Origin of the sequence: Desulfovibrio sp. ZJ746 (assembly GCF_011039155.1) — a bacterium.
In the GTDB taxonomy this organism is placed as follows: domain Bacteria; phylum Desulfobacterota; class Desulfovibrionia; order Desulfovibrionales; family Desulfovibrionaceae; genus Desulfovibrio.
On record NZ_JAAKEK010000008.1, the window covers coordinates 15,528 to 41,789 of the forward strand.

The 26,262-nt window shown below is 67.8% G+C and carries 23 protein-coding genes; 15 read left to right on the forward strand and 8 right to left on the reverse strand.

Annotation, left to right across the window (positions count from 1 at the left end; all coding sequences use genetic code 11):
• The first annotated feature begins 45 nt into the window (after nucleotides 1-45).
• The 4 genes from G7Y54_RS11295 (at nucleotide 46) to G7Y54_RS11310 (ending at nucleotide 4,465) form a co-directional block, all read left to right on the forward strand.
• Entirely contained in the window at nucleotides 46-579 is a 534-nt protein-coding gene (locus G7Y54_RS11295) for a hypothetical protein (RefSeq protein WP_165079450.1), read from the forward strand.
• Nucleotides 580-753: 174 nt separating this feature from the next.
• Entirely contained in the window at nucleotides 754-3,213 is a 2,460-nt protein-coding gene (locus G7Y54_RS11300) for a PBP1A family penicillin-binding protein (protein ID WP_165079451.1), read from the forward strand.
• 30 nt (nucleotides 3,214-3,243) lie between these two features.
• A complete protein-coding gene (locus tag G7Y54_RS11305; protein WP_165079452.1) occupies nucleotides 3,244-4,122 on the forward strand; it encodes a tRNA (adenine-N1)-methyltransferase in 879 nt (292 codons plus the stop codon).
• A gap of 22 nt (nucleotides 4,123-4,144) precedes the next feature.
• Nucleotides 4,145-4,465, forward strand: a complete 321-nt coding sequence (locus G7Y54_RS11310) for an SMR family transporter (RefSeq protein WP_165079453.1) — start codon at nucleotides 4,145-4,147, stop codon at nucleotides 4,463-4,465.
• Between the two features lie 15 nt (nucleotides 4,466-4,480).
• Here G7Y54_RS11310 and G7Y54_RS11315 read toward each other — a convergent pair whose 3' ends face one another.
• Nucleotides 4,481-6,853 carry a heavy metal translocating P-type ATPase gene (locus tag G7Y54_RS11315; RefSeq protein ID WP_165079454.1) on the reverse strand — a complete coding sequence of 791 codons (2,373 nt, stop codon included), beginning with the start codon at nucleotides 6,851-6,853 and terminating at the stop codon, nucleotides 4,481-4,483.
• A 106-nt stretch (nucleotides 6,854-6,959) separates the two neighbouring features.
• Between G7Y54_RS11315 and G7Y54_RS11320 the strand changes: the two genes are divergently transcribed.
• The 8 genes from G7Y54_RS11320 to hisA all read left to right on the forward strand — a co-directional run bounded on the left by G7Y54_RS11320 (nucleotide 6,960) and on the right by hisA (nucleotide 14,181).
• Nucleotides 6,960-7,178, forward strand: a complete 219-nt coding sequence (locus G7Y54_RS11320) for a heavy metal-associated domain-containing protein (protein ID WP_165079455.1) — start codon at nucleotides 6,960-6,962, stop codon at nucleotides 7,176-7,178.
• Between the two features lie 427 nt (nucleotides 7,179-7,605).
• Complete coding sequence (guaB, locus tag G7Y54_RS11325; protein ID WP_165079456.1) at nucleotides 7,606-9,063, forward strand: IMP dehydrogenase; 1,458 nt, start codon at nucleotides 7,606-7,608, stop codon at nucleotides 9,061-9,063.
• A 64-nt stretch (nucleotides 9,064-9,127) separates the two neighbouring features.
• Nucleotides 9,128-10,672, forward strand: a complete 1,545-nt coding sequence (gene guaA, locus G7Y54_RS11330; protein WP_165079457.1) for a glutamine-hydrolyzing GMP synthase — start codon at nucleotides 9,128-9,130, stop codon at nucleotides 10,670-10,672.
• A gap of 9 nt (nucleotides 10,673-10,681) precedes the next feature.
• Nucleotides 10,682-11,143, forward strand: a complete 462-nt coding sequence (locus G7Y54_RS11335) for a twin-arginine translocase TatA/TatE family subunit (protein ID WP_165079458.1) — start codon at nucleotides 10,682-10,684, stop codon at nucleotides 11,141-11,143.
• Nucleotides 11,140-12,180, forward strand: coding sequence for a twin-arginine translocase subunit TatC (gene tatC, locus G7Y54_RS11340; RefSeq protein WP_241159468.1), 1,041 nt, complete (start codon nucleotides 11,140-11,142; stop codon nucleotides 12,178-12,180). The genes G7Y54_RS11335 and tatC overlap by 4 nt, the downstream gene beginning before the upstream one ends.
• Nucleotides 12,177-12,782, forward strand: a complete 606-nt coding sequence (locus tag G7Y54_RS11345; protein ID WP_165079459.1) for an imidazoleglycerol-phosphate dehydratase — start codon at nucleotides 12,177-12,179, stop codon at nucleotides 12,780-12,782. The genes tatC and G7Y54_RS11345 overlap by 4 nt, the downstream gene beginning before the upstream one ends.
• Nucleotides 12,779-13,444: a hypothetical protein gene (locus tag G7Y54_RS11350; RefSeq protein ID WP_165079460.1), complete on the forward strand. Its 666-nt coding sequence runs from the start codon at nucleotides 12,779-12,781 to the stop codon at nucleotides 13,442-13,444. The genes G7Y54_RS11345 and G7Y54_RS11350 overlap by 4 nt, the downstream gene beginning before the upstream one ends.
• Nucleotides 13,441-14,181, forward strand: coding sequence for a 1-(5-phosphoribosyl)-5-[(5-phosphoribosylamino)methylideneamino]imidazole-4-carboxamide isomerase (hisA, locus tag G7Y54_RS11355; protein WP_165079461.1), 741 nt, complete (start codon nucleotides 13,441-13,443; stop codon nucleotides 14,179-14,181). Before G7Y54_RS11350 ends, hisA begins: the two co-directional genes overlap by 4 nt.
• On the opposite strand, the gene uvrA is transcribed toward hisA, so the two are convergent.
• Nucleotides 14,178-17,165: an excinuclease ABC subunit UvrA gene (gene uvrA / locus G7Y54_RS11360; protein ID WP_241159469.1), complete on the reverse strand. Its 2,988-nt coding sequence runs from the start codon at nucleotides 17,163-17,165 to the stop codon at nucleotides 14,178-14,180. The genes hisA and uvrA overlap by 4 nt on opposite strands.
• A gap of 60 nt (nucleotides 17,166-17,225) precedes the next feature.
• Nucleotides 17,226-18,140 carry a cysteine synthase A gene (gene cysK, locus G7Y54_RS11365; RefSeq protein ID WP_165079462.1) on the reverse strand — a complete coding sequence of 305 codons (915 nt, stop codon included), beginning with the start codon at nucleotides 18,138-18,140 and terminating at the stop codon, nucleotides 17,226-17,228.
• Between the two features lie 344 nt (nucleotides 18,141-18,484).
• Between cysK and G7Y54_RS11370 the strand changes: the two genes are divergently transcribed.
• Nucleotides 18,485-18,946: a nuclear transport factor 2 family protein gene (locus G7Y54_RS11370; protein ID WP_165079463.1), complete on the forward strand. Its 462-nt coding sequence runs from the start codon at nucleotides 18,485-18,487 to the stop codon at nucleotides 18,944-18,946.
• 264 nt (nucleotides 18,947-19,210) lie between these two features.
• Here G7Y54_RS11370 and G7Y54_RS11375 read toward each other — a convergent pair whose 3' ends face one another.
• A complete protein-coding gene (locus G7Y54_RS11375; protein ID WP_165079464.1) occupies nucleotides 19,211-19,903 on the reverse strand; it encodes a tetratricopeptide repeat protein in 693 nt (230 codons plus the stop codon).
• Between the two features lie 173 nt (nucleotides 19,904-20,076).
• Between G7Y54_RS11375 and G7Y54_RS11380 the strand changes: the two genes are divergently transcribed.
• Entirely contained in the window at nucleotides 20,077-20,511 is a 435-nt protein-coding gene (locus tag G7Y54_RS11380; RefSeq protein ID WP_346773642.1) for a transcriptional repressor, read from the forward strand.
• Nucleotides 20,504-20,692 carry a rubredoxin gene (locus tag G7Y54_RS11385; protein WP_165079466.1) on the forward strand — a complete coding sequence of 63 codons (189 nt, stop codon included), beginning with the start codon at nucleotides 20,504-20,506 and terminating at the stop codon, nucleotides 20,690-20,692. Before G7Y54_RS11380 ends, G7Y54_RS11385 begins: the two co-directional genes overlap by 8 nt.
• A gap of 73 nt (nucleotides 20,693-20,765) precedes the next feature.
• Here the strand turns inward: G7Y54_RS11385 and argJ are convergent, their stop codons facing one another.
• The 4 genes from argJ to G7Y54_RS11405 all read right to left on the reverse strand — a co-directional run bounded on the left by argJ (nucleotide 20,766) and on the right by G7Y54_RS11405 (nucleotide 26,131).
• A complete protein-coding gene (gene argJ / locus G7Y54_RS11390) occupies nucleotides 20,766-21,950 on the reverse strand; it encodes a bifunctional glutamate N-acetyltransferase/amino-acid acetyltransferase ArgJ (RefSeq protein WP_206214958.1) in 1,185 nt (394 codons plus the stop codon).
• A gap of 40 nt (nucleotides 21,951-21,990) precedes the next feature.
• Nucleotides 21,991-23,349, reverse strand: a complete 1,359-nt coding sequence (gene asnS / locus G7Y54_RS11395) for an asparagine--tRNA ligase (RefSeq protein WP_165079468.1) — start codon at nucleotides 23,347-23,349, stop codon at nucleotides 21,991-21,993.
• 236 nt (nucleotides 23,350-23,585) lie between these two features.
• A complete protein-coding gene (locus G7Y54_RS11400) occupies nucleotides 23,586-25,178 on the reverse strand; it encodes a (Fe-S)-binding protein (RefSeq protein WP_165079469.1) in 1,593 nt (530 codons plus the stop codon).
• A gap of 11 nt (nucleotides 25,179-25,189) precedes the next feature.
• Complete coding sequence (locus G7Y54_RS11405; protein WP_165079470.1) at nucleotides 25,190-26,131, reverse strand: respiratory nitrate reductase subunit gamma; 942 nt, start codon at nucleotides 26,129-26,131, stop codon at nucleotides 25,190-25,192.
• Nucleotides 26,132-26,262 lie beyond the last annotated feature (131 nt).

A 26,262-nucleotide genomic window follows, 5' to 3' on the forward strand; every position in this document is an offset into this window, starting at 1 on the left:
GCCGCATACGCCAAGCGCCCCCGGAAGCCCGGAAAGGAGAACCATATGCCCACCGACAACAGCCCCAATTCCGCCACGCCCGAAGCCGCCCGGAAGGACGGCACCCGTAACATCCCGGCCGACGAGCTGGAAAAGATCCCCACCAGGACGAGCCCCTGGCAGTGGGCGGTCATCATCGTCGCCGCCGTCATCCTCATCGCCATCGGCCTGACCTTCCGCGGCGCCGAGGAGCGTGAAAACAAGGCCGCCATGCAGAATCTCGGCGCGCCGTTCACGGCCATCGTGCAGGAGCAGGCCGCGGCGCTCGGCCTCACCGCCCCGAAGATGGATTTGCAGATCGCCACCAAGGCGGCCGATGTCTCGCTCGACTTTCCCGGCGCCATCGGCGCGGACAAGGCCCGGGACTTCGCCGTGGCCGTGTGCGCGGGCCTCGCCCGCACCTATGTGAACAAGGGCTATATGCCGCGCGACCTTGCCGTGCATGTGATGACCACCCTTGCCGACGGCGCACGCGCCGTCTATGGCAAGGCCGTCTTCAACGGCAATCTCGACCAGCTTCTCTGGGAGCCGGCGCAGTAGCAGGCCCAGCGCTTCCTGGGTTCTGGCGCTCTCCTCCGCCGCTTCGCCCGCTTCGCGCGGGCCGTCCGCGGGCAGGCCGCCTGTTGACGGCCCGCGCGCATTCGTGGCAACCCCCACCACCTTCAGGGCCTGGGGGCCCCTTTACGCGGCCGAAAAAACACGCTATTTCACGGCATGCGAATCCGCTTCTCCTGGAAGAAATTCCTGCTCTGGTCATTCGGCCTCGTGATTTTCTGCGGCCTGCTCGGCGCAGGCGCCGTGGCCGCGCTCTTCTACTGGGCCTCGCGTGACCTGCCCAGCGTGACCCGCATCGAGGACTACGATCCCCCCCAGGCCACCACGGTGCTCGCGCGCAACGGCGAGACCCTGGGCACGCTCTGCAACGAAAAGCGCTATGTGATCAGCCTCAGGGAGATGTCGCCCTTCCTCCCCAAGGCCTTTCTCGCCGCCGAGGACGATTCCTTCTACCAGCACATGGGCGTGGACCCGGTGGCCATCCTGCGCGCGGCGATCAACAATTTCCGCAAGGGGCACACGGGCGAGGGCGGCAGCACCATCACGCAGCAGCTCATCAAGCAGCTGTTGCTCACCTCCGAGCGCAGCTACACGCGCAAGATGAAGGAGGCCATCCTCGCCTACCGCATCGAGAAAGACCTCTCCAAGGAAGAGATCCTCACCATCTACCTGAACCAGATCTATCTCGGGGAGCACGCCTACGGCGTGGAGGCCGCGGCGCGCACCTATTTCGGCAAGCACGCGGCCGACATCACCCTTGCCGAGAGCGCGGTCATCGCCGGGCTGCCCAAGGCGCCCTCACGCTACAATCCCTTCCGCTCCCCCAAGGCCGCCAAGGCCCGGCAGATGTATGTCCTCGGGCGCCTGCGCGATCTGGGGTGGATCGACCAGCAGCAGTACGCCCAGGCCGCGGCCGAGCCGCTTGTCTACTGGAGCATGCCCGACGGCATGGGCGGGCCGGCCCTCTGGTATCTGGAAGAGGCACGGCGCCTGCTCGTCGAGTTTTTCACCGAGAGCAACCTCAAGGCTCTCGGCGTGGAGACGACCAAGTCCGGCGAGGAATATGTCTACGAGGCGGGCCTCATCGTGCGCACGGCCATGGTGCCCGCGCAGCAGGACGCGGCCGGCAACGCGCTCAGGCGCGGCCTCGAGGAGCTGGACAAGCGCCAGGGCTGGCGCGGCGCCATCCAGATGGAGCCGGACAAGGTGCAGTCCTTCGGCAGGGATTCGTCCTTCACTCCGCAGGATCTCGCCGGCGGCGCCTGGGCGCGCGCGCTGGTGACGGCGGTGGAGCCGGGCAGGGCCTTGGTGGCGCTCGGCCAAGGCTACAGCGGCGTCATCCCGGTGGCGAACATGTCCTGGGCGCGCAAGCCCAACCCCAAGGTCGCCGCGGCCAACGCGCCGTCCATAAAGGATGCGCGGCAGGTGCTTGCGCCAGGCGACCTCATCTGGGTCTCGGCGGCGTCCATGCCCGCGCCGGAGGTGGCGGCCGCACCGGCCGCCAAGGGCAGACAGGCGCCAAAGGCCAACGCGAAAAATCTCGTCCCCTATGACCCGGCGCGCGTCAGCAAGGCAAGCCCCATCGTCCTGCGCCTCCAGCAGGAGCCCCTCGTGCAGGGGGCGCTCGCCTCGCTGGAGCCGGAAAGCGGCGACGTGGTGGCGCTCATCGGCGGCTACAGCTTCGGGGACAGCCATTTTAACCGCGCCACACAGGCGCGCCGCCAGCCGGGCTCGAGCTTCAAGCCCGTGGTCTATTCCACGGCGCTGGATTTCGGCTTCACGCCGTCCTCCATCGTGCTCGACGCGCCCTTCGTGTATGTGAACCCCTACACCAACGAGGTGTGGCGCCCCTCCAACTACGAGCACAATTACAAGGGCGAGCTGCCGCTCTGGCAGGCGCTGGCCCTTTCGCGCAATACCTGCACCGTGCGCGTGGCGCAGCAAGTGGGCATCGCCAATGTCATCCAGCGCGCCAAGGCCATGGGCCTCGAGCCGCATTTTCCGCGGGAGCTTTCCGTCAGCCTCGGCGCCGTGGCCGTCTCGCCGCTCAACCTGACGCAGGCCTATGCGGCCTTTGCCAACCAGGGCAAGGGCGTGCGCCCGCGCATCATCACCTCCATCACGGACGCCAAGGGCCGAGAGCTCTACCGGCAGGACCCGGAACACTGGCAGGCGCTCTCCCCGCAGAACGCCTACATGATGGCGACCCTGCTCAAGAACGTGGTCAATGCGGGCACGGGCTCGCGCGCGAAGATCGACGGCCGCTTCATCGCCGGCAAGACCGGCACCACCAACGAGGAGCACGACGCCTGGTTCGTGGGCTTCACGCCCTACCTCGTCACGGGCGTCTATGTGGGCTATGACCAGTTGCAGCCCCTGGGGCGCCTCGAGCAGGGCGGCAGGACGGCAGCGCCCATCTTCCGCTATTACCGCACCGTGGCGGAGGAGTTCTACGAGCCTAAGGACTTCACCATGCCCGAGGGCATCGTCATGTCCGGCAACATGGCCTATCGCGCGGACCAGCCCATGGAGGGCGTTTCGGCCACGGACGGCCTCGAGACCGACCCGGGCGAGGACACCTCCGAGGGCGGCGAAGACCTCATGCGCCAGATGTTCTAGGCCGCTCAGCCAGACTTTTCAGGAAGCACCATGATCCCATACGGCTCCCTCGTCATTTATGTCACGCCCAAGGGGCGCCGCTATCTCAAGAGGCTGGAGGCCGGGCAGGACTGGCACAGCAATGACGGCACCCTCGCGTCGGCGGACGTGGCCGCGCTCGACTTCGGCTCCGTGGCGTCCACCAACGCGGGCGTTCCCATCCGCATCGAGGAGGCCACGCTGCATGACCTGCTGCTCGGCGTGAAGCGCCAGACGCAGATCATCTATGCCAAGGACATCGCCTATATCTGCCTGCGCCTCGGCGCCGGCCCCGGGCGCACCATTGTGGAGGCTGGCTGCGGCTCCGGGGCGCTCACCCTGGGCCTTTCGTGGTTCGCCGGGCCCACGGGCCATATCGTGAGCCACGACACCCGCGAGGAGTTCACGCGCCTTGCGCGCCGCAACCTCGACTGGGCCGGGCTTGGCCAAAACGTGGAGCTCCATTGCCGCGACATCGCCGAGGGCTTTGCCGCGAGCAATGCGGACGCGCTCTTTCTCGATGTGCGCACTCCGTGGGACTATCTGGAACAGGCGCTTGCCGCGGTGCGGCCCGGCGCCACCCTGGGCTTCCTCCTGCCCACGGTGGACCAGGTGAGCCGGCTGCTGCTCGGGCTGGAGAACGGCCCCTTCGCCGAGATCGAGGTCTGCGAGCTCTTGATCCGCGGCTGGAAGCCCGTGGCCGACCGCCTGCGGCCCGAAGACAGGATGACCGCGCACACGGGCTTTCTGGTCTTCTGCCGCCAGCAGGAGCCGAGCGCGGAATTTGACGCCCTCGGGCCGCGGGGCACGCGCGAGCGCAAGCAGGAGGCGGCCCGGCAGGCCCGGCGCGACGCCATCCTCGAGGTGGAAGAAGCCCTCGACGAGGCTTGAGCGCCCCCGGCGGCTACCTCACATGAATCCCTGGCTCATCCTGCTCACTGCCGGCCCTTTTGAGATGGGCTGGCCGCTCGGCTTCAAGCTGGCGCAGACGGCGCCGGCATGGCGCGTCCCGGCCATCGGCTTTTCCATCGTGAGCATGGCCATGAGCGGCCTTTTGCTCTACCTCGCGCAGCGGCACATCGCCATCGGCACGGCCTATGCCGTCTGGACGGGCATCGGCGCCGCCGGCACCTTCTGCCTCGGCGTCCTCCTGTTCGGCGATGCCCCGAGCGCCGGGCGCATCGCGGGTGTCGCGCTCATCATCTGCGGCGTGGCCGCGCTCAAGCTCTTCTGAAGCCGCTTTGCGGGGTCACGCGACCTTGGTCTTCACCTTGAAGAAGCGCAGGCGCAAGGCGTTGCTCACCACCGAGAAGGACGAAAGCGCCATGGCGATGCCGCCGATCATGGGCGAGAGCATGGGGCCCCCGAACACGTGCAGGAGGCCCGCGGCCACGGGCAGGCCGAGGATATTGTAGCCAAAGGCCCAGCCGAGGTTCTCCCTGATGTTGCGCATGGTGGCGCGCGAAAGCTCCAGCGCGGCGAGCACGGCCTCCATGCCGCCGCGCATGAGCACGATGTCGCCGGCCTCGGCGCTCACGTCAACGCCCGTGCCCACGGCCATGCCCACATCGGCCAGCGCCAGAGCCGGGGCGTCGTTGAGGCCGTCGCCCACCATGCCCACCACCTGGCCCTCCTCCTGCAGGCGGCGCACATGGTCGGCCTTTTCCGCCGGCAAGAGCCCCGCCGCCACCTCGTCGATGCCCGCGAGCTTCGCCACCGCCTCGGCCGTGCGCGCATTGTCGCCGGTGAGCATGACCACCCGCAGGCCCATGCCGCGCAGGCGCTTCACCACCGCGGCGGATTCGGGCCTGAGGCCGTCGGCCAGCGCGAAGATGGCGACCATCTGGTCGGGCGCCGGCACGCCGTCCTCCGTCTCCGCGGGCGCCAGCGACATGAGCAGGGGCGTCTGCCCCTCACCGGCCAGGGTGTCGAGCCGGGCCGATACCTCGGGCGAGAGCTCGTGCCCGCGCGAGCGCATGAAGGCCGCGCTGCCCACAGCCACGTTCCAGGCCTTCCCGGCGAGGCCCACGCGGCCCTCGATGCCGAGGCCGGGCGCGATGCGCGCGTCCTCCACAACGCAGAGGGGGCAGCCCCGCTCCTTGCCGGCCCGGATGATGGCGAGGCCGAGCGGATGCTCGCTCCGGCCCTCCAGGGCGGCGGCGAGGCCGAGCAATTCAGGCTCGTCGAGGCCGCCGGCGCCCGGCGCCAGCGGGATTATCGCCGTGAGCTCGGGCCGGCCCGTGGTCAGCGTCCCGGTCTTGTCCACGGCGAGCGCCGTGATCTTGCCCGCGCGCTCGAGGGCGGCGCCGTTCTTGATGAGCACGCCGAGCTGCGCGCCGCGGCCAGTGCCCACCATGACGGACATGGGCGTGGCGAGGCCCATGGCGCAGGGGCAGGCCATGACGAGCACGGCCACGAAGACCGTGAGCGCGGTGGTGACGGGCTCGGCGCTGAAGAAAAGCCAGCAGAGCGCGGAAAGCGTCGCCAGCGCCATGACCGCGGGCACGAAATAATAACTCACCCTGTCGGCCAGGCGCGCGATGGGCGCCTTGCTGCCCTGGGCCTCCTGCACGAGGCGCACGATGCGCGCGAGCCGCGTGTTGCCGCCCACGGCCACCGCGCGCATGACGAGCGGCCCCTCGCCGTTGACGCTGCCGGCGGTAAGGCTGTCGCCCGGGGCCACGGGCACGGGGATGGATTCGCCCGTCAGCAGGGAGAGGTCCACGGCGCTGATGCCCTTTTCCACGGTGCCGTCCACCGGCACGCGGGCCCCGGGCCGCACGAGGAGCAGGTCGCCCACCTCCACGGCCGAGAGCGGCACCTCGTCGGGCGTCGCGTCCGGGCTTGCGAGGCGCAGGGCCGTTTCGGGCGCCAGGCTCATGAGCGCGCCCATGGCGTCGCCCGCGCGTTGCTTGGCCGTGGCCTCGAGGAACTGGCCGAACTCGATCATGGTGAGCAGCACGGCGCAGGACTCATAATAGAGGTTCATGGCGCGCCAGGCGGGGTCGTTGCCCATGAGCCCGAGCACCGTGTTCACGAGGCTGTAGAGAAAGGCCGCGCCCGTGCCCACGGCCACGAGGCTGTCCATGTTGGGCGAGCGGCGGAACAGCGCGGCCAGGCCGTCCACATAAAAATGCCGCCCGAGCCAGACCACGGGCAGCGTGAGACAGAGCTGCACGAGGATGAAGGCCCGGGGGGAGCCGTGCGGCTCGAGCCACGCGGGCAGCGGCAGCCCGAGCATGTGCCCCATGGAGACGAGGAGCAGCGGCACGGAAAGGATGACCATGGGCCACAGGCGCCCGAGCCGCTTTTTGCGGTCGGCGCGGGCTTTGGCCTTGGCCTCGGCAAAGCGCGCCTCCGCGTCCTCGCTCACGGCCGGGGTGGCGGTGAAGCCGAGCTTGGCCACGGCGGCCATGAATTCGCGGCGCACGGCGTCGGCGTCGCCGGGCGCGGGCCAGACCTCGGCCCGGGCCGTGGCGAGGTTGACGCTCACCTTCTCCACGTCGGGCAGGCGCCCGGTCACGCGCTCGATGCGCGAGGAGCAGGCCGCGCAGTGCATGCCGCCAATATCAAAGCGCAGGGGTGAGGCCTGGGCCGCGCCCCCGCCGTGCGCATCCGTCATGAAGCGACCTCTTGATTTTGCAGAAAAACTCCTGTATCCAATATTTCACAAAGTCGGCAAATCCGCGTATGTTGCGCGTCCCCGCCAACTTCCCGAGGAGGATACTATGGCTACCCTGAAAGTCAATGGCATGCACTGCGAGAACTGCAAGAACGCTGTGGAAAAGGCCGTTTCCGCCATCCCGGGCGTCAAGAGCGCCAAGGTCGACCTCGACAAGAAAGAGCTCCAGTACGAAGAGGAAGACAAGAACATGCCCATCGCGCTCGACATCATCATGGGCGCCATCCGCGACCTGGGCTACGAACCGGAGCACCAGCGCCCGTAGGCGGCTTGCGCCCTGACTCCCCGGCCCGGGCATCCGGGCCACTCCTTCGCTGATCGTCGGGACACCGCGCGCACTTCGTTTGCGGCCCTGCTATGGACCGCACGGGTAGGGCCGGGTGGCACTCGTGGCCGCAGTCTTGATTCTCTACCGCCGTCCGTTCCTGCCCCGGAGCGGACGGCTTTTTTTGCGCGCTGCTCCCATGTGTGCCCGCCACAGGCTCGCCCCTGCCCGCCACCCTCGCGTCGGGTGGCCGCCGTACCCTCCCCCCCGCTCACTCTCCCGGCCTTCTTGCTGCGTCCTGCCGAAAGCCCGGCCCGCTCCTGCACCGCCGTACTTCCCGCGGCCCGCGCCGCCATTGACATGAAGGAGGGCAGATGATAGGTTAAGAAGATAAATTTTATCCTGTTGTTAGCCTCTGGGGGGAGCCATGTTCACCAATCGCGGCAAGGCGCTGACCTTTGACGACATCCTGCTTATTCCGGGATATTCCGACATCACGCCCGACGCCGTGGACATCACGACCTGGCTCACCCCGTCCATCCCCCTGCGCATCCCCCTGCTCTCCGCGGCCATGGACACGGTGACGGAATCGGCCATGGCCATCTCCATGGCCCGCATGGGCGGCATCGGCGTCATCCACAAGAACATGCCCATAGCCCGGCAGCGGCTTGAGGTCGAGCGCGTCAAGAAAAGCGAAAGCGGCATGATCCTCGACCCGGTGACCATCTCCTCCGGCCAGACCGTGCAGGAGGCGCTTGACCTGATGCGCGATTACCGCGTTTCGGGCCTCCCGGTGGTGGACGGCGACACGCTCGTGGGCATCCTCACCAACCGCGATGTCCGCTTCGTGGAGGACGCCAGCGCCGTGCGCGTGGCCGAGGTCATGACCGGCGACCGCCTCATCACCGTGCCCATGGGCACCTCGCTCGAAGAGGCCAAGCACCATCTCCATGAGCACCGCATCGAGAAACTCCTCGTGGTGGACGAGAACAAGCGCCTGCGCGGCCTTATCACCATGAAAGACATCGACAAGGTGCAGAAATATCCCAACGCCTGCAAGGACGCCAACGGGCGCCTGCGCGTGGGCGCGGCCATCGGCATCGGCAAGGATTCCGAAGCGCGGGCAGCGCAGCTCCTCGAGGCCGGGGCGGATGTGCTCGTGCTGGATTCGGCGCACGGCCATTCCGTCAACGTGCTCAACGCCATCCGCAACGTCAAGGCGAGCTTCCCCAACTGCCAGCTCATCGCGGGCAATGTGGCCACCTACGAGGGCGCGCGCGCCATCCTCGAGGCCGGCGCGGACGCGGTCAAGGTGGGCATCGGGCCCGGTTCCATCTGCACCACGCGCATCGTGGCCGGCGTGGGCGTGCCGCAGGTCACGGCGGTCATGGACGGCGGCCGCGCCGCGCGCGAGATGGACCGCTGCTGCATCGCCGACGGCGGCATCAAGTTTTCCGGCGACATCGTCAAGGCCCTCGTGGTGGGCGCGCACTCGGTGATGATCGGCTCGCTCTTCGCCGGCACCGAGGAAAGCCCGGGCGAGACTATCCTCTACCAAGGGCGCACCTACAAGATCTATCGCGGCATGGGCTCCATCGACGCCATGAAGGAAGGCAGCTCGGACCGCTACTTCCAGGAAAAGACCAAGAAGCTCGTGCCCGAGGGCATCGTGGGCCGCGTGCCCTACCGCGGCCCGGTCATGGAGGCCGTGTACCAGCTCATGGGGGGCCTCAGGTCCGGCATGGGCTATGTGGGCGCGCACAACCTGGACGACCTCTTCCGCAACACCACCTTCTGCGAGATCTCGGCGGCGGGCCTGCGCGAAAGCCATGTGCACGACGTGGTCATCACCAAGGAAGCGCCCAATTACCGCATGGAAAACTAGGGCCGAGAGGGAACCAGCGCGCCGGGCGCACCCGCACCCAACGCGCCGCACAACAGGGAGCCTTATGCCGCACTCCAGGGTCATCATCATCGACTACGGCTCGCAGGTCACGCAGCTCATCGCCCGCAGGACGCGCGAGGCGGGCGTGTATTCCGAGATCCATTCCTGCGTCACGCCGGCCGCGGAGGTGGCGGCCATGCGGCCCTCGGCCATCATCCTTTCCGGGGGGCCGGCCAGCGTGGGCGAAAAGGACGCGCCGAAGCTCGACCCCGGCCTGCTTGAGCTCGGCGTGCCCGTGCTCGGCATCTGCTACGGCATGCAGCTCATCGCGCGGCAGCTTGGCGGCGAGCTCGCGCAGTCCCTGACGCGGGAATACGGCCCCGCCGAGCTCACCATGACCGCGCCCTGCGCCCTCTGGACGGGCCTTGACCGCAAGGCCCCGACGCGCGTGTGGATGAGCCACGGCGACAAGGTGGCGGCCGTGCCGCCCGGCTTCACCGTGACGGGCAGCACCGAGACCCTCGCCATCGCCGCCATGGCCGACGAGGCACGCAAGATCTACGCCGTGCAGTTCCACCCCGAGGTGCACCACAGCGCGGACGGCGAGCGCATGCTCGAAAACTTCCTTTTCGAGGTGGCGGACTGCACGCCGGACTGGACCATGGCCTCCTTTGTGGAGCGCGCCGTGGCCGAGGCCGCGGAAAAGGTGGGCGAGAAGCATGTTGTCTGCGCGCTTTCCGGCGGCATCGACTCCACCGTGGTGGCGGCGCTGCTCCAGCGGGCCATCGGCGACCGGCTGCACTGCATCTTTGTGGACAACGGCCTCTTGCGCTTCAACGAGGCCGAGGAAGTCTCCACCTTTTTACGCGAGCATTTTCATCTCAACCTCACGGTGGTGGACGCGCGCGAGCGCTTCCTCACCCTGCTCAAGGGCGTGGAAGACCCGGAGAAAAAGCGCATGATCATCGGCCACGCCTTCATCGACATCTTCCAGGAGGAGGCCGAGAAGCTGCCGCAGGTGGACTTTCTCGCCCAGGGCACGCTCTACCCCGATGTCATCGAGTCCGTCTCGCACAAGGGGCCGAGCGCGGTCATCAAGAGCCATCACAATGTGGGGGGCCTGCCCGAGACCATGAAGCTCGCGCTCATCGAGCCCCTGCGCGAGCTCTTCAAGGACGAGGTGCGCAAGGTGGCGGCCGAGCTCGGCATGCCGGATTCCATCGTCTGGCGGCATCCCTTCCCCGGGCCCGGGCTCGCCATCCGCGTGCTCGGCGAGGTGCGCGAGGACAGGCTCGACATCCTGCGCCGGGCCGACAGGATCGTGCAGGAGGAATTGCGCGCCGCCGGCTGGTATCGCAAGGTCTGGCAGGGCTTCGCCGTGCTTCTGCCGCTGCGCACCGTGGGCGTCATGGGCGACGGCCGCACCTACGAGAACGTCATCGCGCTGCGCGTGGTGGACAGCGTGGACGCCATGACCGCGGACTGGTCGCGCCTGCCGCCCGAGCTGCTGGCGCGCATCTCCGGGCGCATCATCAGCGAGGTCAAGGGCGTCAACCGCGTGGTCTACGACATTTCCTCCAAGCCGCCCAGCACCATCGAGTGGGAATAGGGGGACGCCATGTTCGGCATCGGCAGCACCGAACTCCTCGTCATCCTCCTGGTGGCGCTCATCGTGCTTGGGCCCAAGAGCCTCGCCAAGGTGTCCCGCGGCCTCGGCAAGGCCATGGGCGAATTCCGGCGCGTCTCCACGGATTTTCAGCGCACCCTCAATGCCGAATCCGCCGAGGCCGATTTGCGCGAGCAGGAGGCGGCCCGCCGCCGCAAGGAGGCCGCCGGCACAGCGGCCGCGGAAAAGCCGGCGCCGGCGCAACCCGCGCCTGAAGCCGCGGCTGCAGCAGGCGAAGCCGACAGCCTGACCCCGCCGGAGGGCAGCCCGCTCGCCGAAGCCCTCGCCAAGGCCCGGGCCGAGGCCGAGGCCGCAACGGGAGCCGCCCCCGACAGCGGGAAGGCGTCACCGGCCGCGCCCGGTGCGTCTGGGGCTGCCTCTGCCGGCCCGCCCGAGGACGGTCCGCGCGCATGAGCAACACCACTCCCCCGCAGAAACCGGCCCCCTTCGAGACTTCCCTTTCCGGCCCTGAATGGCAGCCGGACACGGAGGCCGGGGCCGGCGCGCCACCGGGCGGCCCTCCGCCCTCGTCCGACACCCTCCCCCAAGCCCCCGAACCTTCCGAGCCGCCGGCCACGCCGCCCGAAGGCCAGGCACCGGCCCCGCAGGACGCCCCCGGGGCCGAGGGCGGCGAGCCCATGGGCCTCATGGACCATCTCTCCGAGCTGCGCAGCCGCCTCGTGCGCTGCTGCATCGCCGTGGGCATCGGCTTCGGCATCTGCTGGGCCGTGGTGGACCCCATTTTCGATGTCCTCATCCATCCGCTGCTCGCCGTGCTGCCGGCCGGCACCCACGCCCAGTATACCACGCTCCCCGAGGCTTTCTTCACGCGCATGTATATCGCCTTCGTGGCGGGCGTCTTTTTGGCGAGCCCGGCCATCTTCTACCAAATTTGGGCCTTTGTGGCGCCCGGCCTCTATGATGAGGAAAAGCGCCACATCCTGCCCATCGCCTTTCTCTCGGCCGTCTTTTTCATCGCCGGCGGCGCCTTCTGCTATTTCATCGTCTTCCCCTTCGCGTTCAGCTTTTTCGTGAGCTATTCCACGCCCGACATCGTCATTACGCCCAAGGTGAGCGACTACCTGAGCTTCGTGCTCAAATTGCTCATCGCCTTCGGCCTGATCTTCGAGATGCCCATCTTCACGCTCTTTCTCGCGCGCATGGGCATCCTCACCGCGGCCATGATGCGCAGGGGGCGGCGTTACGCCATCGTGGGCATCTTCATCCTCGCGGCCATCCTCACGCCGCCGGACGTGGTCTCCCAACTGCTCATGGCCTGCCCCATGCTCCTCCTCTATGAGGGGAGCATCTGGGTGGCCGCGGCCTTCGGCAAGAAGCGCAAGGCCCCGGCGGAAGAAGCGCCGGAAAAGGGCGGAGAAGGCACCGCACAGGATGGCCCCGAACACGACACCGGCACGACGCCGGGCGCAAGCCCCGAGGAGCAGCCATGAGCGACGCCCTCCCCCTCCGGCGCGCGGAATTCGCGCGCGGCACCAGGGAAACGGCCATCCGCGCCGCCCTCACCCTCGACGGCGCGGGCGAGACCGACGTGCATACCGGCATCGGCCTCCTCGACCACCTGCTCACGCTCACCATGTTCTGGGCGGAGATGGATCTCTCCCTCAGCTGCAAGGGCGACCTCGAGGTGGACGGGCACCACAGCGCGGAAGACACGGGCCTCGCCGTGGGCACGGCCCTGCGCGAGGCCCTGGGCGACCGCGCCGGCATCGCCCGCGTGGGCCACGGCCGCGTGCCCATGGACGAGGCGCTGGCCGACGTGGTCGTCGACCTCTCCGGGCGCCCGTGGCTGGAGTGGCGGGGCGACGAGCTGTTGCCCCCGGTCATCGCCGGGGAGGAGAAAGACCTCTGGCGCGAGTTTTACAAGGCCCTCGCCAGCGCGGCGCGCTGCAACCTGCATATCTCCTTTTTGTACGGCAAGAACGGGCATCACCTCCTCGAATCGGCGGCCAAGGGCCTCGGGCTCGCGCTCGGGCAGGCCGTGCGCCGCAGGGGGACGCACATCAGAAGCACCAAGGGAGGCCTGGACTCATGACCAAACGCCATCTGCCCTGCCTGTCCATCATCTTCGCGGCCGCGCTCGCGCTGGTGCTCGCCGCCTGCGCCCGGCAGCCGGCGAGCACCGCGGACGTGCCCCGGCATGTGCCCTCAAGCTACAAGATCTCTGTGGCGCCCTTCACGCAGCCGCTGCACCCGGGGCAGCTCATCGTGGGCCAGATCCCCGAGCCGCAGGGCCGCATCCCGCACGACGCGCTCGTGGCGCTGGACCGGGAATTGCGCGAGGTGCTCATCACGGGCAGCAGGCGGCAATACATTTTTATCCCGCGCCAGAACCTGCCGCCTGACCTCACCAATGCCCACAGCACGGGCCAGCCCGGGGCGCTCCCGCGCTGGGTGGCGTATGGCCGCCAGCACGGCGCGCAGTACCTGCTCATCCCGCAGGTGCTGGACTGGCACGAGCGCGAGGGCTCCAGCGCCGGGGTGACGCAGTCGGCGCATGTGCGCGTGGAGTTCTTCCTCGTCAACGTGGCCGAGGGCGAGCTTGGCAACCGCTCCATCTTTGAGGAAAAGCAGGTGGGCCTCACCGAGAACCTGCTCACGGTGGGCGAATTTTTCAAGCGCAAGGGCGCGTGGGTCTCCGCGCAGGAGCTGGCCGTGGACGGCATGCAGAAGGCCGTGAAGGACCTCGGGCTGTGATCATCTTTCCCGCGGTCGACATCAAGGGGGGCAAGGCGGTGCGGCTGCGCCGCGGCCGCGCGGACGACGCCACCGTCTTCGCGGACGACCCGGCCGAGGCCGCGCGCCACTGGGAGCGCCTGGGCGCCCGCTGGCTGCATGTGGTGGACCTGGACGGCGCCTTTGAAGGCCACGCGGCCAGCGCGGCCATCGTGGGCCGCATCTGCGGGGGGACGGCCATCCCCGTGCAGCTCGGCGGGGGCATCCGCGATGCGGACGCGGCCCGCGCCTACCTTGACGCCGGCGTCACGCGGCTCATTATCGGGACCATGGCGCTGGAGGAACCGGAAAACTTCGCGGCGCTCTGCCGCGCCTGGCCGGGGAAGATCGGCGTTTCGCTGGACGCTGCCGACGGAAAGCTCAAGAGCCGGGGCTGGGTGGCCGACACGGGCCTCGCCGTGTCGGATGTGCTGCCGCGCCTCGAGGACGCGGGAGCGGCCTTCATCATCTATACGGATATCGAGCGCGACGGCATGCACAGCGGCGTCAATGCGGACGCGCTCGCGCGCCTCGTGCGCGCGGCGCATGTGCCGGTCATCGCGGCCGGTGGCGTGTCCACGCTGGAGGATGTCCGGCGGCTCTACCCGCTCGCCCGGGAAGGCCTTGAAGGCGTCATCAGCGGCCGCGCCCTCTACGAAGGCACGCTCGACCTCCCGGCGGCCCTAGCCTGGGTGGAGGCGCGGGAGGCCCGCGCCTAGCCTTTCTTCTTCCGCCGCTTGAGCCGCTCCGTGCGTTCCTGCATGAGGAAGCGCCCGGTGACGGAAGCCGGGTCGGCCACAATGGCCTCCGGCGTGCCGGCGGAGACGATGAGGCCGCCGTTCTCGCCGCCGCCCGGGCCCATGTCCAGCACGTGGTCCGCCGCGAGGATCATGTCCGTGTTGTGCTCGATGACCACCACGCTGGCGCCCTTGTCCACGAGGGCGTGCAGCACCTTGATAAGCTTGCCCACCTCGTGCATGTGCAGCCCGGTGGTGGGTTCGTCGAGGATGTAGAGCGTGCCCGGGAGCGAGCGCTTGCCGAGCTCGCGCGAGATCTTGATGCGCTGCGCCTCGCCGCCGGAAAGCGTGGTGGCCGGCTGCCCGAGGCGCAAGTACCCGAGGCCCACGTCCTCCAGAACGGCCAGGCGCCGCTCCAGCGAGGGATAGCTCTCGAAGAGCTTGCGCGCCTGGCTGACCGTCAGGTCCAGCACCTCGGCGATGTTCAGGCCCTTGTAGCGCACTTCCAGCGTCTCGTGGTTGTAGCGCTTGCCCTGGCAGACGTCGCAGGTGACGTACACGTCCGGCAGAAAGTGCATCTCCACCCGGATCTGCCCGTCCCCGCCGCAGGCCTCGCAGCGGCCCCCGCGCACGTTGAAGCTGAAACGCCCGGGCTGGTAGCCGCGCTTGCGGGCGTCCGGCGTCATGGCGAAAATGTTGCGGATCTCGTCGAAAATCTTGGTATAGGTGGCCGGGTTGGAGCGCGGCGTGCGGCCGATGGGCGTCTGGTCGATGGCCACGATGCGCTCGATGGGCGTGGCGCCCCCCTCGTAAGAGAGGCCGCCGATGGTGCCCGGCTGGTCCACGCGCAGGCCGAGGCCCAGGGCCAGGTGCTTGTAGAGCGTGTCCACCACGAGCGAGCTCTTGCCCGAGCCGGAGACCCCGGTGACGCAGGTGAGGACGCCCATGGGGATGCGGCAGTCGATGCCGCGCAGGTTGTTGGTGGTCACGTCGTGCAGCACGAGCTCGCCCTTGGGCTCGCGCCGGGCGTCCGGGAGGGGGATGGTCTCGTCGCCGCGCAGGTAGCGGGCCGTCAGGGTGTCGGCGTCGTCCAGCAATTCCTTCACCGGGCCCTGGAACATGATCTCGCCGCCGTTGGCGCCCGAGCCGGGGCCGAGCTCGATGACCGTGTCCGCCTCGCAGATGGTGGCCTCGTCGTGCTCCACCACGAGCACGGTATTGCCGCGCTTCTGGAGCGAGCGCAGGGTGCCCAAAAGGCGCTCGTTGTCGCGCGGGTGCAGCCCGATGGAAGGCTCGTCGAGCACATAGGTCACGCCCACGAGGCCCGAGCCGAGCTGTGAGGCGAGGCGGATGCGCTGCGCCTCCCCGCCGGAGAGCGTGCTCATGGAGCGGCCGAGCGAGAGATATTCGAGGCCCACGTTGCCCAGGAAGGACAGGCGGAACTCCAGCTCCTTGAGCAGGGGCTCGGCGATAAGGGCGTGCCGCCCGCTGAAGGTGCGCTCCTTGAGCCAGGCGAGCGCCCTGTCCACGGGGAGCGCGCAGAACTGGGCGATGGAAAGGTCGTCCACGCGCACGGAGAGCGCCTCCGGCCTGAGGCGCGCGCCCCTGCAGTCCGGGCAGTCGCACGACTGGCGGAAGCGCGCCAGCTCCTCCCGCCAGGCGTCGCCGTACTGCATGCCCTTTTCCAACAGCGGGATGACGCCGGGCCAGCGCCTGTCGCTGACCGCCACCTCGCTCTGGAGGCGCTGGGCCTCCACGAAATTCTTGCTCTGGTGGTCGCCGGCGGCGCCGAGGGCCACGACCCCGCCCATCCAGTTGCGGCGCAGGCCCAGCGAGCCCGCGGCCGGCTTGCCGTGCTCGTCCTCGCCATAGAACAGCGCGGCCAGGGCCTCGTCAGAATATTTCTCCAGCGGCGTGGCGAGCGTGAAGCCGAAGCGCTTGCCGAGCGCGGCCAGCGCCGTCTGGTAGCGCGCCAGCACTTTCGGCTTGGCCCATGGCAGCAGCGCCCCGCCCGTGAGCGAGAGCCCGCGGTTGGGCGCGATGAGCCTTGGCTCGAAATAATCCACGGTGCCGAGGCCCACGCAGCGCGGGCAGGCGCCCTGCGGGCCGTTGAAGGAAAAAAGCTGCGGGCTCGGCGCGGGCAGCGAGATATGGCAGGTGGGGCACACGGACGTGGTGGACTGGACGATGTCGCGCTCCCCTTCCGGGCGCCCCGGCAGGTGAAGCACCATCTGCCCGTTGCCGTGGCGCAGGGCCAGCTCCACGGAGTCGGCGAGGCGCCCGCGGATGCCCTCCTTGTTGACGAGCCGGTCGACCACGAGGTCGATGGAGTGCTTCTTGTTCTTCTCCAGCGCGGGCACATCGTCCAGCGTGTAAAACTCTCCGTCCACGCGCACGCGGGCGAAGCCCTCGGCCTTGAGCTTTTTCAGCAGGTCCTGGTGGGTGCCCTTTTGCAGCTCGATGAGCGGCGCGAGCACCATGAATTTCTCGCCCTGGGGCAGCGCGAGGATGTCCGAGATGATCTCGTCCGCGGCGCGGGCCTCGATGGGCCGGCCGCACTGCGGGCAATAGGTGGTGCCGAGGCGGGCGAAGAACACGCGCAAAAAGTCATAGATCTCCGTCACCGTGCCCACCGTGGAGCGCGGGTTGCGCGAAACGCTCTGCTGCTCCAGCGAGATGGCGGGCGAAAGCCCCTCGATCTTCTCCACGTCCGGCTTGTCCATCTGCGGCAGGAACTGGCGCGCATAGGTGGAGAGCGATTCCACATAGCGCCGCTGCCCCTCGGCATACACGATGTCGAAAGCCAGGGTGGACTTGCCCGAGCCGGATGGCCCGCAGACCACCACGAGCTCGTCGCGCGGGATGTCGAGGCTGATATTCTTGAGATTGTGCTGGCGCGCGTTCTCGATATGGATGCAGGGGCTCTCCGCCTGCGGGAGCATGGGGGGCTGTGCGGTCGTGTTCATCCTCCATATCTAAGCACCGGGCATGGCTTGGCAAGGGCCCGGGCCGGGCGCGCCCGATCTTCACTCGGCCTCGAAGAGCGGGGTGGAGAGGTAGCGCTCGCCGGTGTCGCAGGCAAAGGTGACGATGTTTTTGCCGGCCATCTCCGGGCGTTCGGCCACGGCGAGGGCCGCTGCCACGTTGGCGCCGGTGGAGATGCCCGCGCACACGCCGTCAACCGCCATGAGGCGCCGGGCCGTGGCCATGGCCTCGCCGGCGTCGGCGAGCAGCACCTCGTCGATGAGCGAGCGGTCGAGGATGTCGGGCACGAAGCCCGCGCCGATGCCCTGAATGGCGTGCGGGCCCGGCGCCCCCCCGGAAAGCACGGGCGAGTCCGCCGGCTCCACGGCGATGACCCTGAAATCGGCGATGGATTCCTTGAGATAGCGGCCCGTGCCCGTGAGCGAGGAGCCGGAGCCCACGCCGGCCACGAGAACGTCCATGCGGCCCGCGCTGTCATGCCAGATCTCCGGGCCCGTGGTCTCGTAATGCACGGCCACGGCGTCGCGGTTGGAAAACTGGTTCACCAGCCAGCCGCCCAGCTCGTCCGCAAGGTCGCGCGCGGCCGCCACGGCAGCGGCCATACCGCCGGCCGCGGGCGTGAGGGCGAGCTCCGCCCCATAGGCGCGCAACAGCGCGCGCCGCTCCCGGCTCATGGATTCGGGCATGGTGAGCGCGCAGCGCAGGCCGCGCATGGCGCACACGAGCGCCAAGCCGATGCCCATGTTGCCGCTGGTGGCCTCCACCACGAGCCCCCCGGGCCGCACATCGCCGCGCACGAGCGCGCGCTCCACGCAATGAAAGGCCACGCGGTCCTTGATGGAGCCGCCGGGATTGCGGTTCTCCAGCTTGAGCCACACAGTGCCCGGGAGCTCGGCTGAAAGTTTGAGCCGCAAGAGCGGCGTCCGCCCGATGGTCTGGAGGATGGATGTCTTCATGGCTGCTCCTGCAACTCGGGGCCCGGCCGACGCGTTGCCGCCCGGGCATGAAAAAGGGAACGTGGCGCGCCGCGCGGCCGCCCGGGCCGCACCCGGCGCGTGGAAGGATAGTAGAGTGATTTGCTAGGTAATGCAAATCTTCGCGGCGTGGCATCGTTCGTGGCGCGGATGGGGTACGCGGGCTTCTCCCCGGGATTTCCCCCTTTCCCACGGGATTCTCCCCTTTTCCCGGTTGACAGCGCCCGCGCTTGGTCTTAAAGAAAGCCACCGCGCGGCGCCGCATCTGCCGGCAAGGCCGCGCCCGTGGCCGCCGCCACGGGACTTTGTGCGAAAGGAGGACTCCCATGCGATTTTTCCAGTTCGTGCCCCTGCTTCTGGCGCTCGCCCTCTGCCTTGCCGGCGGCATCGCCCATGCCAAGGCCGACCCTGTGGAACAGTACACCGAGGCCGTCATCACCGGCGATGTGGCTGCGCTGGAAAAGCTGCTGGCGCCCAATTTCTGGTATATCGGCTCCAACGGGCACATTCGTGACAAGGCGCACTTCATCGAAGAGATCAAGGACAAAAAGCTCGTCGTGGACCGCATGACGCTTTCCAATATCCGCGAGACCAAGGTGGGTGAGACGCGCCTGCTCACGGCCAACGGCGTTTTCCGCGGCACCTCCGAGATGCCCCGCCCGCAGGGCCTCATGCGCTATACCATGGTGCTCGGCGACAACAAGGGCACGGAACAGGTGGTGCTGTTCCAGGCCACGCCCGTCATTTCCACGCCCGAGTGCAAGGACGGCAACTGCAAGATCAAGTAAAAGGCGCGCTCCGTCCATTTTTGGGAAAGGCCGCTTCCGCGACTGCGGGGGCGGCCTTTCTGTCGGTGCGGGACGCGAGCCCAGGACAGCGGTTGTGATGATGTCGCGGCGCCCTTTCTCCCGAGCCTGGCCGCCGCACAGTTATACCTCGGCCAGTCGCAGGCATTTTCCCGTCACTCCGCCTGTCGCCCCTTTCCCTTACCGGCCCCCACAAAAAAGCCGCCCCCGAAGGAGCTGCCCTGTCAAAATCCGGGGCGCCCGGCCCTACTGCTGCACCGCCTCCGAAGCGGGCATGGTGTAGTCCGTCACCTTGTTGAAGATGCTGCCCTCGCGCGAGAGGCCTTGGGCCTCGGCCTTGGCGTACCATTCCTGGGCCAGCGCCTGGTCGGCGGTGACGCCGAAGCCATACTGGTAGCAGGCCCCGAGGAAGCGCTCGGCCTGGGCATAGCCCTGCTGGGCTGAAAGGCTGGCCCAGCGGAAGCTCTCCTGCTCGTTCTTGGGCGCCCCGTAAAGGCCCTGGCTGTAGTTGAGCGCAAGGTTGAACTGCGCCTCGGGATTGCCCGATTCCGCCGCGCGGGTCATGAGGTTCATCACCTGCTGCGGGTTCTTGGGCACGCCCGCGCCCACCTCATAGCAATAGGCGAGCAGCACCTGGGCCTCGCTGTCATTCTGCTCCGCCGCGAGCTGGAACCACTGGGCGGCGACGCCCAAATCCTGCTTCACGCCAAGGCCGTTCTCATAGCAGCGGCCGAGCATGACCTGCGCCCTGGGGTTGCCGTTGCCGGCCAGCGGCTCGATGAGGCGCAGGGTTTTCTGGTAATTGCCGATATTGTAGGCCGTCCACGCGTCCTGGAGGATCTGGGCATCCGTGGCGGCACTCGCCGAAGACGCGCCGGCGAGGGCGCCGCCGGCCAGCAAAAACGCGGCGGCAAGCGCCGTCAGGAACATCCTTTTCATATTTTTCCTCTTCTTGTTTGCAGGGCCGCGCCCGTCTCAAGGGACGCGGACCTAGCCTATCCCGGCGCCCTTCGCTTGGCAAGGCATGCCGCGGCGCCGGCCTTGACAGAGCCCCGGGCCGTCCCGCATAGTCGGGCGACAGAGGAGGCCGGATGCCCGCAGCGCGAACCCGAATGACGCGACAGCGCGCCGAGATCCTCGCCGAACTGCGCAAGGCGAAGACCCACCCCACCGCCGAGGAGATCCACGCCAAGGTGCGCCGCGCCCTGCCCAGGATCAGCCTCGGCACGGTCTACCGCAACCTTGAGCTCTTGGCCCAGGCCGGCGAGATCCTCCGGCTCGAGGGCGGCCACGGGCGCCGCTTCGACGGCGATGTGTCGCCGCACCTGCATGTGCGCTGCGTGCGCTGCGGCCGCGTGGCCGATGTGTGCGGCCCGGCGCCCGCGCCCGCGCTGGAGGGCCTTTCGGCCGCGGGCTTCGCCATCCTCGGGGCGCGCATCGAGCTCGACGGCCTGTGCGAGCGTTGCGCGGCGCCCGCGCCCGCCGGCGCCCGCCCGAACCCCGACCTTTCCCCCGAAAACCCGGCCCACGGAGGCTCCCATGAGTGACCCAAGCGAAATGTGGCGTTGCCAGACGGTGAATTGCGGCTACATCTATGACCCGGACAAGGGCGACCGCCGCCACAAGATCCCCGCCGGCACCAAGTTTGAAGACCTGCCCGAAGACTGGCGCTGCCCTGTCTGCGGCGCGGGCAAGAAAGCCTTTCGCCGCCTCACTGACGAAGCGTAGGCGCCCCGCGTAACAGCCCGAAACCCGCTCCCGGCAAAGCCACGGGAGCGGGATCTTCTTTTTCGCCCTTCCCCTACGACCGGTAATCGGCGTTGAGGCTCACATATTCGTGCCCCAAGTCCGAGGCCTGGAGGCTGTAGCAGCCCGGGCCCGACCCGAGGATGATGTCCACGTCCACGTCCTTGGCCTTGAGCTTTTCGGCGAGCTCGGCCTCCAGTTCCTCGTTGACCGGCTGCCCCTTGCGGAAGCGCTCGATGCCGCACAGGAAGAGGCTCACCTTGTCCGGGTCGAAGTCGGCGCCGCTGTAGCCCACGGCCGTGACGATGCGGCCCCAGTTGGCGTCCCCGCCGTAAATGGCCGTCTTCACGAGCTGCGAGTGGCCCACGCTGCGCGCCACGATCTCGGCCTCGTCATCGTTGGCCGCGCCGCTCACCTTGATGTGGATGACCTTGGAGGCACCCTCGCCGTCCGCCACCAGCATATGCGCCACCGTGTCGAGGATGGCCGTGAGCGCGTCCGCGAGCGCCTTCTCGTCCCCGGCGTTCATGGCCGCCACGCCCGAGGCGCAGTTGGCGAGCCCGAGAATGGTGTCATTGGTGGAGGTGTCGCCGTCCACGCTCACGCGGTTGAAGGTGGCGTTCACGGCGCGCCGGAACATCTCCTGCCAGGTGGCGCGCTCCACGCAGGCGTCGGTGAGCGCCACGCAGAGCATGGTCGCCATGTTGGGGCAAATCATGCCCGCGCCCTTGGCCATGACCGTGAGGCGCACGAGGCCCCCGGTGAGGCTCACCTCGCGCATGGCGAACTTGGGGAAGGCGTCGGTGGTCATGAAGGCGCGCGTGAAGCCCTCGGCGTCGCGGCTGCCCAGGCTTTGCGCCAGGGCCGGGATGGCCGCGCGCCACTTGTCCATTTTCAGGTGCGCGCCCACCACGCCCGTGGAAACGGGCAAGACCTCGTCCGGCTCGAGGCCCAGGGCCTCGGCCGTGAGGCGCTGCGTCTCGCGGCAATTGGCAAGGCCCTCGTCGCCGGTGCAGGCATTGGCCTGCCCGGAATTGGCCACAACGGCGCGCACCTCGCGGCCGCTGGCCAGGATTTCCTGGCAGACGCGCACGGGCGCGGCCCGGAAGAGGTTTTTCGTGAACATGGCCGCCAAAACACAGGGCCTGTCGGACACGATGAGGCCGAGGTCGTCCCGGCCGGCCTTGCGGAAACAGGCTTCGGCAGCACCGGCCCGGAAGCCCTTGGGAAGATCGTCAATCATGGTCGCTCCTTGTCGCGGGCGAGCTTCAACTCTTTTGCTAAAATTCCAGGCTCCCCGGAGTGCGCGGGAAGGGGATGACATCGCGGATATTGCTGATGCCGGTGAGGAACATGAGCAGGCGCTCGAAACCCATGCCGAAGCCGGCGTGCGGCACGCTGCCATAGCGGCGCAGGTCGAGATACCACCAGTAGTCTTCCGGCTTCTGGCCGAGCTCGGCCATGCGCGCGGTAAGCACGTCGAGCCTTTCCTCGCGCTGCGAGCCGCCGATGAGCTCGCCGATGCGCGGCACCAGCATGTCCATGGCGGCCACGGTCTCGCCGTCGTCATTGGCGCGCATGTAGAAGGCCTTGATCTCGCGCGGGTAGTCATAAACGATGACCGGGCGCTGGAAATGCGTTTCCGCGAGGTAGCGCTCGTGCTCGGTCTGGAGGTCGATGCCGAAGCTCACCGGGAAGGCGAAATTCGCGTCGGCCTCTTCCAGGATGCGCACGGCCTCGGCATAGGGGACGCGCGCGAAGGGCTGGCGCAGGATGCCGCGCAGGCGCTCCAGAAGGCCCGGCTCCACGAACTTGTCAAAGAGCGCCACATCCGCCTCGCAGCGGTCGAGCACATGCTCCACCACATGGCGGGTCAGGCCCTCGCCCAGTTCCATGAGGTCGTCGAGGTCGGCAAAGGCCATTTCCGGCTCGATCATCCAGAATTCCGCGGCATGGCGCGGGGTGTTGGAATTTTCGGCGCGGAAGGTGGGGCCGAAGCTGTAGACGCGGCCGAGCCCCAAGGCCAGGGCCTCGGCCTCGAGCTGGCCCGAGACCGTGAGGCTCGCCTGCCGCGTGAAGAAATCCTCGCCCTGCTGGCCCGGGGCGAGCGTGGTCACGCGGAACATCTCGCCCGCGCCCTCGCAGTCCGAGCCCGTGAGCACCGGCGTGTGCACCCAGGCGAAGCGGCGGGAGCGGAAAAACTCGTGCACCGCATATCCGGCCTCGGAGCGGATGCGGAAGGCCGCGCCATACTTGTTGGTGCGTGGCCTGAGGTGGGCGATGCCGCGCAAAAATTCGTCCGAGTGGCGCTTTTTCTGGAGCGGGAAGGTCTCGGGATCTGCCAGTCCGAAGACTTCCACGGACTCGGCCCTGAGCTCCCACTTCTGGCCCTTGCCCGGCGAGGCCACGAGCGCCCCGCGCACGCGGAGCGCCGCCCCGGTGGACGCATCGCCGAGCGCGGCGTGCGCCGGCGTGCCGTCATCCACGATGCACTGGAGGTTGGCGAGGCAAGAGCCGTCGTTGAGCTCCACAAACGAAAAGCCCTTGGCGTCGCGCCGGGTGCGCACCCAGCCGCAGACGGTGACGGCGTCGGCCGGCTTCCCGGCCTTGAGGACATCGACGATAAGAGTGCGCTGCATGGAGGCTCCTCCGGCGCGAACGCGCCTTTCCGCTCACGAAAAAAGGCAGCATAGCCTTTTCGGGGCCGCTGCTCAAGCCATGCGGGGCTCTCGGGGGGCGCCAGCCCCAGAAGAGGCTTGGCGGCGGGCACCCCTCGTCCCCGGATACGCCGGCGCCCACCTCCGCGCCAAGCCGAAGAAAAAGGGGGGCCGGAGCCCCCCTCATCATGTTCTTCAGCCTTTTTGCGGCAAAACGGCTATTCGTCGCCTTCCCACTTGATGAAGCCGGGCTGCACGTTGCTCATGGCGTTGACGATGAGCTCCACGAGGCCGCCGTAGGCAAAGCTGTTCTTGGAGTACAGGTCATTGTGCTCCAGGAGCTCGCGGATCTGGCCCTTGCAGTTGGAGCACGGGGCGCAGATATACTTCTTGGTCTCGGGGCCGAGGCATTCCTTGAAGGCCTCGCCGATCTGCCAAAGCTTTTTGCGGCCCGAGATGTTGCCGCGCCATTCGTCGATGTTGTTGCGGGTCATGATGGCGAAGCCGGAGCCGCCACCGCAGCAGTAGTTGTGCACGCCGTGACAGGGCATTTCGCGGAATTTGGGCGCGATCTTGTGCAGGATGTCGCGCTGCGGCTTGACGATGCCCATGAGGCGCACCACGTTGCAGGGGTCGTGCAGGGTCACGGGGAAGTCATTGCGCGACGGGTCGAGCTTGAGGCGCCCGGCGAGGATGATGTCGCGCAGGGTGACGTAGCAGCTTTCGCGCGGCACCTGGTATTCATAGGGGATGACGCGGTCGGCCAGCACGGTCAGGGCCTTGTTGGCGTGGCCGCATTCGCCCACCACCACCTTCTTGACGCCCAGCTCCCTGGCGGCCAGCATGTGGTCGAGCGCGATGCGCGCGAGCTGCGCGTCGTCATAGAAGACGCCGTAGTTCACGCCGTCATAGGCCACGGCCTTGCTGGAGAGCGTCCAGGAAAGGCCGGCCTCCTGGAAGATGAGCGAAAAGGCGGCGATGTTTTCGGGCCAGGCCATGATCTCGCCGGCATTGTGCAGCAGCATGATGTCCGCGCCCTTCACGTCGAAGGGGGTGGTGATGCCGACGCCCGTGATCTCGGAATAATCCTCGTCGATGAACTCCACATTCTCGCGCACGACCTCGGGGGTCATGCCCGTGGAGGAGCCCACCTTGAGCTGGTTCATGGTGCCCTTTTCGTGCAGCTCGCGCGGATGGATGCCCAGTTCCTGACTGAAGAGCTTGCGGATCTCGCGGGCGATGAGGCCGTTATCCACGCCGATGGGGCAGGTCTGCGCGCAGCGGCGGCAGACATTGCAGCGGTAGGCGAGCTCGCCGAGGCGCGCCACGGTCTTCCAGTTGAGGCCGATGTCGCCGTAGCGCCATTTGGCGAAGGGCTCCTTCTTGATATACTGATGGTAGATGCGGCGGAAGATCTCCGAGCGGTAGTTGGGCCGGTACATCTCGTTCTTGCCCGACATCTCCCACAGGTGGCACGCCTCGGAGCAGGAGTTGCACTGCACGCAGTTTTCCATGCTGCTCTCGAGCATGGGCAGGCACGTCCAGTTGTTCTCCTTGGAGAAGAGCTTGCGCATGCCCTCGAGGAACTTGTTGACGAGCTCCTCCTCTTCCTGCGGGTTCTTGGGCTTGGGGATATTAAGCACGCACACGTCATCGAGGATACAGGCGGTGTTTTCCTTCTGCTCCTCGGTGAAGGGCTTCCAGGGCATGGGCTTCACGTCGAGCGCGAGCTCGGGCAGATCCTTGAGGTCAATGCTGACCATCTGCCCTTCAACGGTGGAAACATCTTTCAGGGACAGCTTGTCTTTCATGTGAGGACTCCCTACTCGTCGTTCTTGGGGGCTGCGGGGTTGGTGGTGGCCACGTCCACCCAGTTCCTGGGCGTGCCGTCCCCGGCGATGTGCGGGGCGGACCAGGTGACCTGGTACTGGAGCATCTCGTCGATGATCTTCTTGTTTTTGTCGCTGTAGATCGTGGCTTCGTCACCCCAGCGGATGTCATGGTACATGAAGTACTTCATGATCAGGTGCCCCATGTTGGTCACGGGGATGGCGATCATCAGGAAGAAGCCCACAAGCATGTTAAGCACGAACCAGGAGCTGCCAAGCGGCTGGAAGTTGAAGGTGAAGAGATTGTAGATGAAATCGCGCGCCAGCTGGTAGTAGGAGGGGTTGAAGGCCCAGGCGGCGAGGGTGAGCACGCCGAAGACCACGAAGGAGCCCAGGTTGATGTACTGTTCCGCCGTGGTGTACTTCTTCAGGCCCTCGTCCTCGCGGCGGCGGATGATGAGCGCGATGCCGCCCCCCGCGATGCAGAAGGCGCCGAGCAGGACCACCGCATTGATGACATTGGCCACGAAGGTCATGAGGCCGCCCGCGGGGTCGACGCCGAAGAGCTGGAGCACCACGGCACAGACAAGGATGATGGTGCCGCCCATGAGCATGTACATGCCCACGTGGAAGGGATAGGTGCGGATCCAGAGCTTGGGGTTGTGCTCATAGGTGGCGTGCAGGCAAAGCACTTCCACGAGGATGGCCTTGATGTCTTCCCAGTGGTCCACATGGCGTTTGTGGGTCCACCAGTTCTTTTCTTCCATATAGCTGCCGCCGTAGGCCTCCTTCTTGGGGCCCTCGTGCGGGACGGGGTAGAGCTCCCAGCGGATGTGCAGCGGGCTCGCCTTGAGATAGGTCCTGATTTTCAGCGCGGCAAGGCAGATGAAGCCCAGCACGGCCAGGTAGCCCAAGAGGTAGAAGAGTGTCATCATGCGTTTTCTCCCATGCTTCAGGATGCCGCCGCGCAGCCGCATGGCGGGGTTTTGCCGGAATCGTGCCGCCCGGCGCCAACCGGCCGGAACCGCCGGACCGGGAAAACAGGCCGCCAGAAGGCCCGCAGGGA

Excerpts from the sequence above, each read along its gene's own strand:
- G7Y54_RS11295 (WP_165079450.1), top strand. The coding sequence starts at position 46 with ATGCCCACCGACAACAGCCCCAATTCCGCCACGCCCGAAGCCGCCCGG.
- G7Y54_RS11300 (WP_165079451.1), top strand. The coding sequence starts at position 754 with ATGCGAATCCGCTTCTCCTGGAAGAAATTCCTGCTCTGGTCATTCGGC.
- G7Y54_RS11305 (WP_165079452.1), top strand. The coding sequence starts at position 3,244 with ATGATCCCATACGGCTCCCTCGTCATTTATGTCACGCCCAAGGGGCGC.
- G7Y54_RS11310 (WP_165079453.1), top strand. The coding sequence starts at position 4,145 with ATGAATCCCTGGCTCATCCTGCTCACTGCCGGCCCTTTTGAGATGGGC.
- G7Y54_RS11315 (WP_165079454.1), bottom strand. The coding sequence starts at position 6,853 with ATGACGGATGCGCACGGCGGGGGCGCGGCCCAGGCCTCACCCCTGCGC.
- G7Y54_RS11320 (WP_165079455.1), top strand. The coding sequence starts at position 6,960 with ATGGCTACCCTGAAAGTCAATGGCATGCACTGCGAGAACTGCAAGAAC.
- guaB (WP_165079456.1), top strand. The coding sequence starts at position 7,606 with ATGTTCACCAATCGCGGCAAGGCGCTGACCTTTGACGACATCCTGCTT.
- guaA (WP_165079457.1), top strand. The coding sequence starts at position 9,128 with ATGCCGCACTCCAGGGTCATCATCATCGACTACGGCTCGCAGGTCACG.
- G7Y54_RS11335 (WP_165079458.1), top strand. The coding sequence starts at position 10,682 with ATGTTCGGCATCGGCAGCACCGAACTCCTCGTCATCCTCCTGGTGGCG.
- tatC (WP_241159468.1), top strand. The coding sequence starts at position 11,140 with ATGAGCAACACCACTCCCCCGCAGAAACCGGCCCCCTTCGAGACTTCC.
- G7Y54_RS11345 (WP_165079459.1), top strand. The coding sequence starts at position 12,177 with ATGAGCGACGCCCTCCCCCTCCGGCGCGCGGAATTCGCGCGCGGCACC.
- G7Y54_RS11350 (WP_165079460.1), top strand. The coding sequence starts at position 12,779 with ATGACCAAACGCCATCTGCCCTGCCTGTCCATCATCTTCGCGGCCGCG.
- uvrA (WP_241159469.1), bottom strand. The coding sequence starts at position 17,165 with ATGAACACGACCGCACAGCCCCCCATGCTCCCGCAGGCGGAGAGCCCC.
- cysK (WP_165079462.1), bottom strand. The coding sequence starts at position 18,140 with ATGAAGACATCCATCCTCCAGACCATCGGGCGGACGCCGCTCTTGCGG.
- G7Y54_RS11370 (WP_165079463.1), top strand. The coding sequence starts at position 18,485 with ATGCGATTTTTCCAGTTCGTGCCCCTGCTTCTGGCGCTCGCCCTCTGC.
- G7Y54_RS11375 (WP_165079464.1), bottom strand. The coding sequence starts at position 19,903 with ATGAAAAGGATGTTCCTGACGGCGCTTGCCGCCGCGTTTTTGCTGGCC.
- G7Y54_RS11380 (WP_346773642.1), top strand. The coding sequence starts at position 20,077 with ATGACGCGACAGCGCGCCGAGATCCTCGCCGAACTGCGCAAGGCGAAG.
- G7Y54_RS11385 (WP_165079466.1), top strand. The coding sequence starts at position 20,504 with ATGAGTGACCCAAGCGAAATGTGGCGTTGCCAGACGGTGAATTGCGGC.
- asnS (WP_165079468.1), bottom strand. The coding sequence starts at position 23,349 with ATGCAGCGCACTCTTATCGTCGATGTCCTCAAGGCCGGGAAGCCGGCC.
- G7Y54_RS11400 (WP_165079469.1), bottom strand. The coding sequence starts at position 25,178 with ATGAAAGACAAGCTGTCCCTGAAAGATGTTTCCACCGTTGAAGGGCAG.
- G7Y54_RS11405 (WP_165079470.1), bottom strand. The coding sequence starts at position 26,131 with ATGATGACACTCTTCTACCTCTTGGGCTACCTGGCCGTGCTGGGCTTC.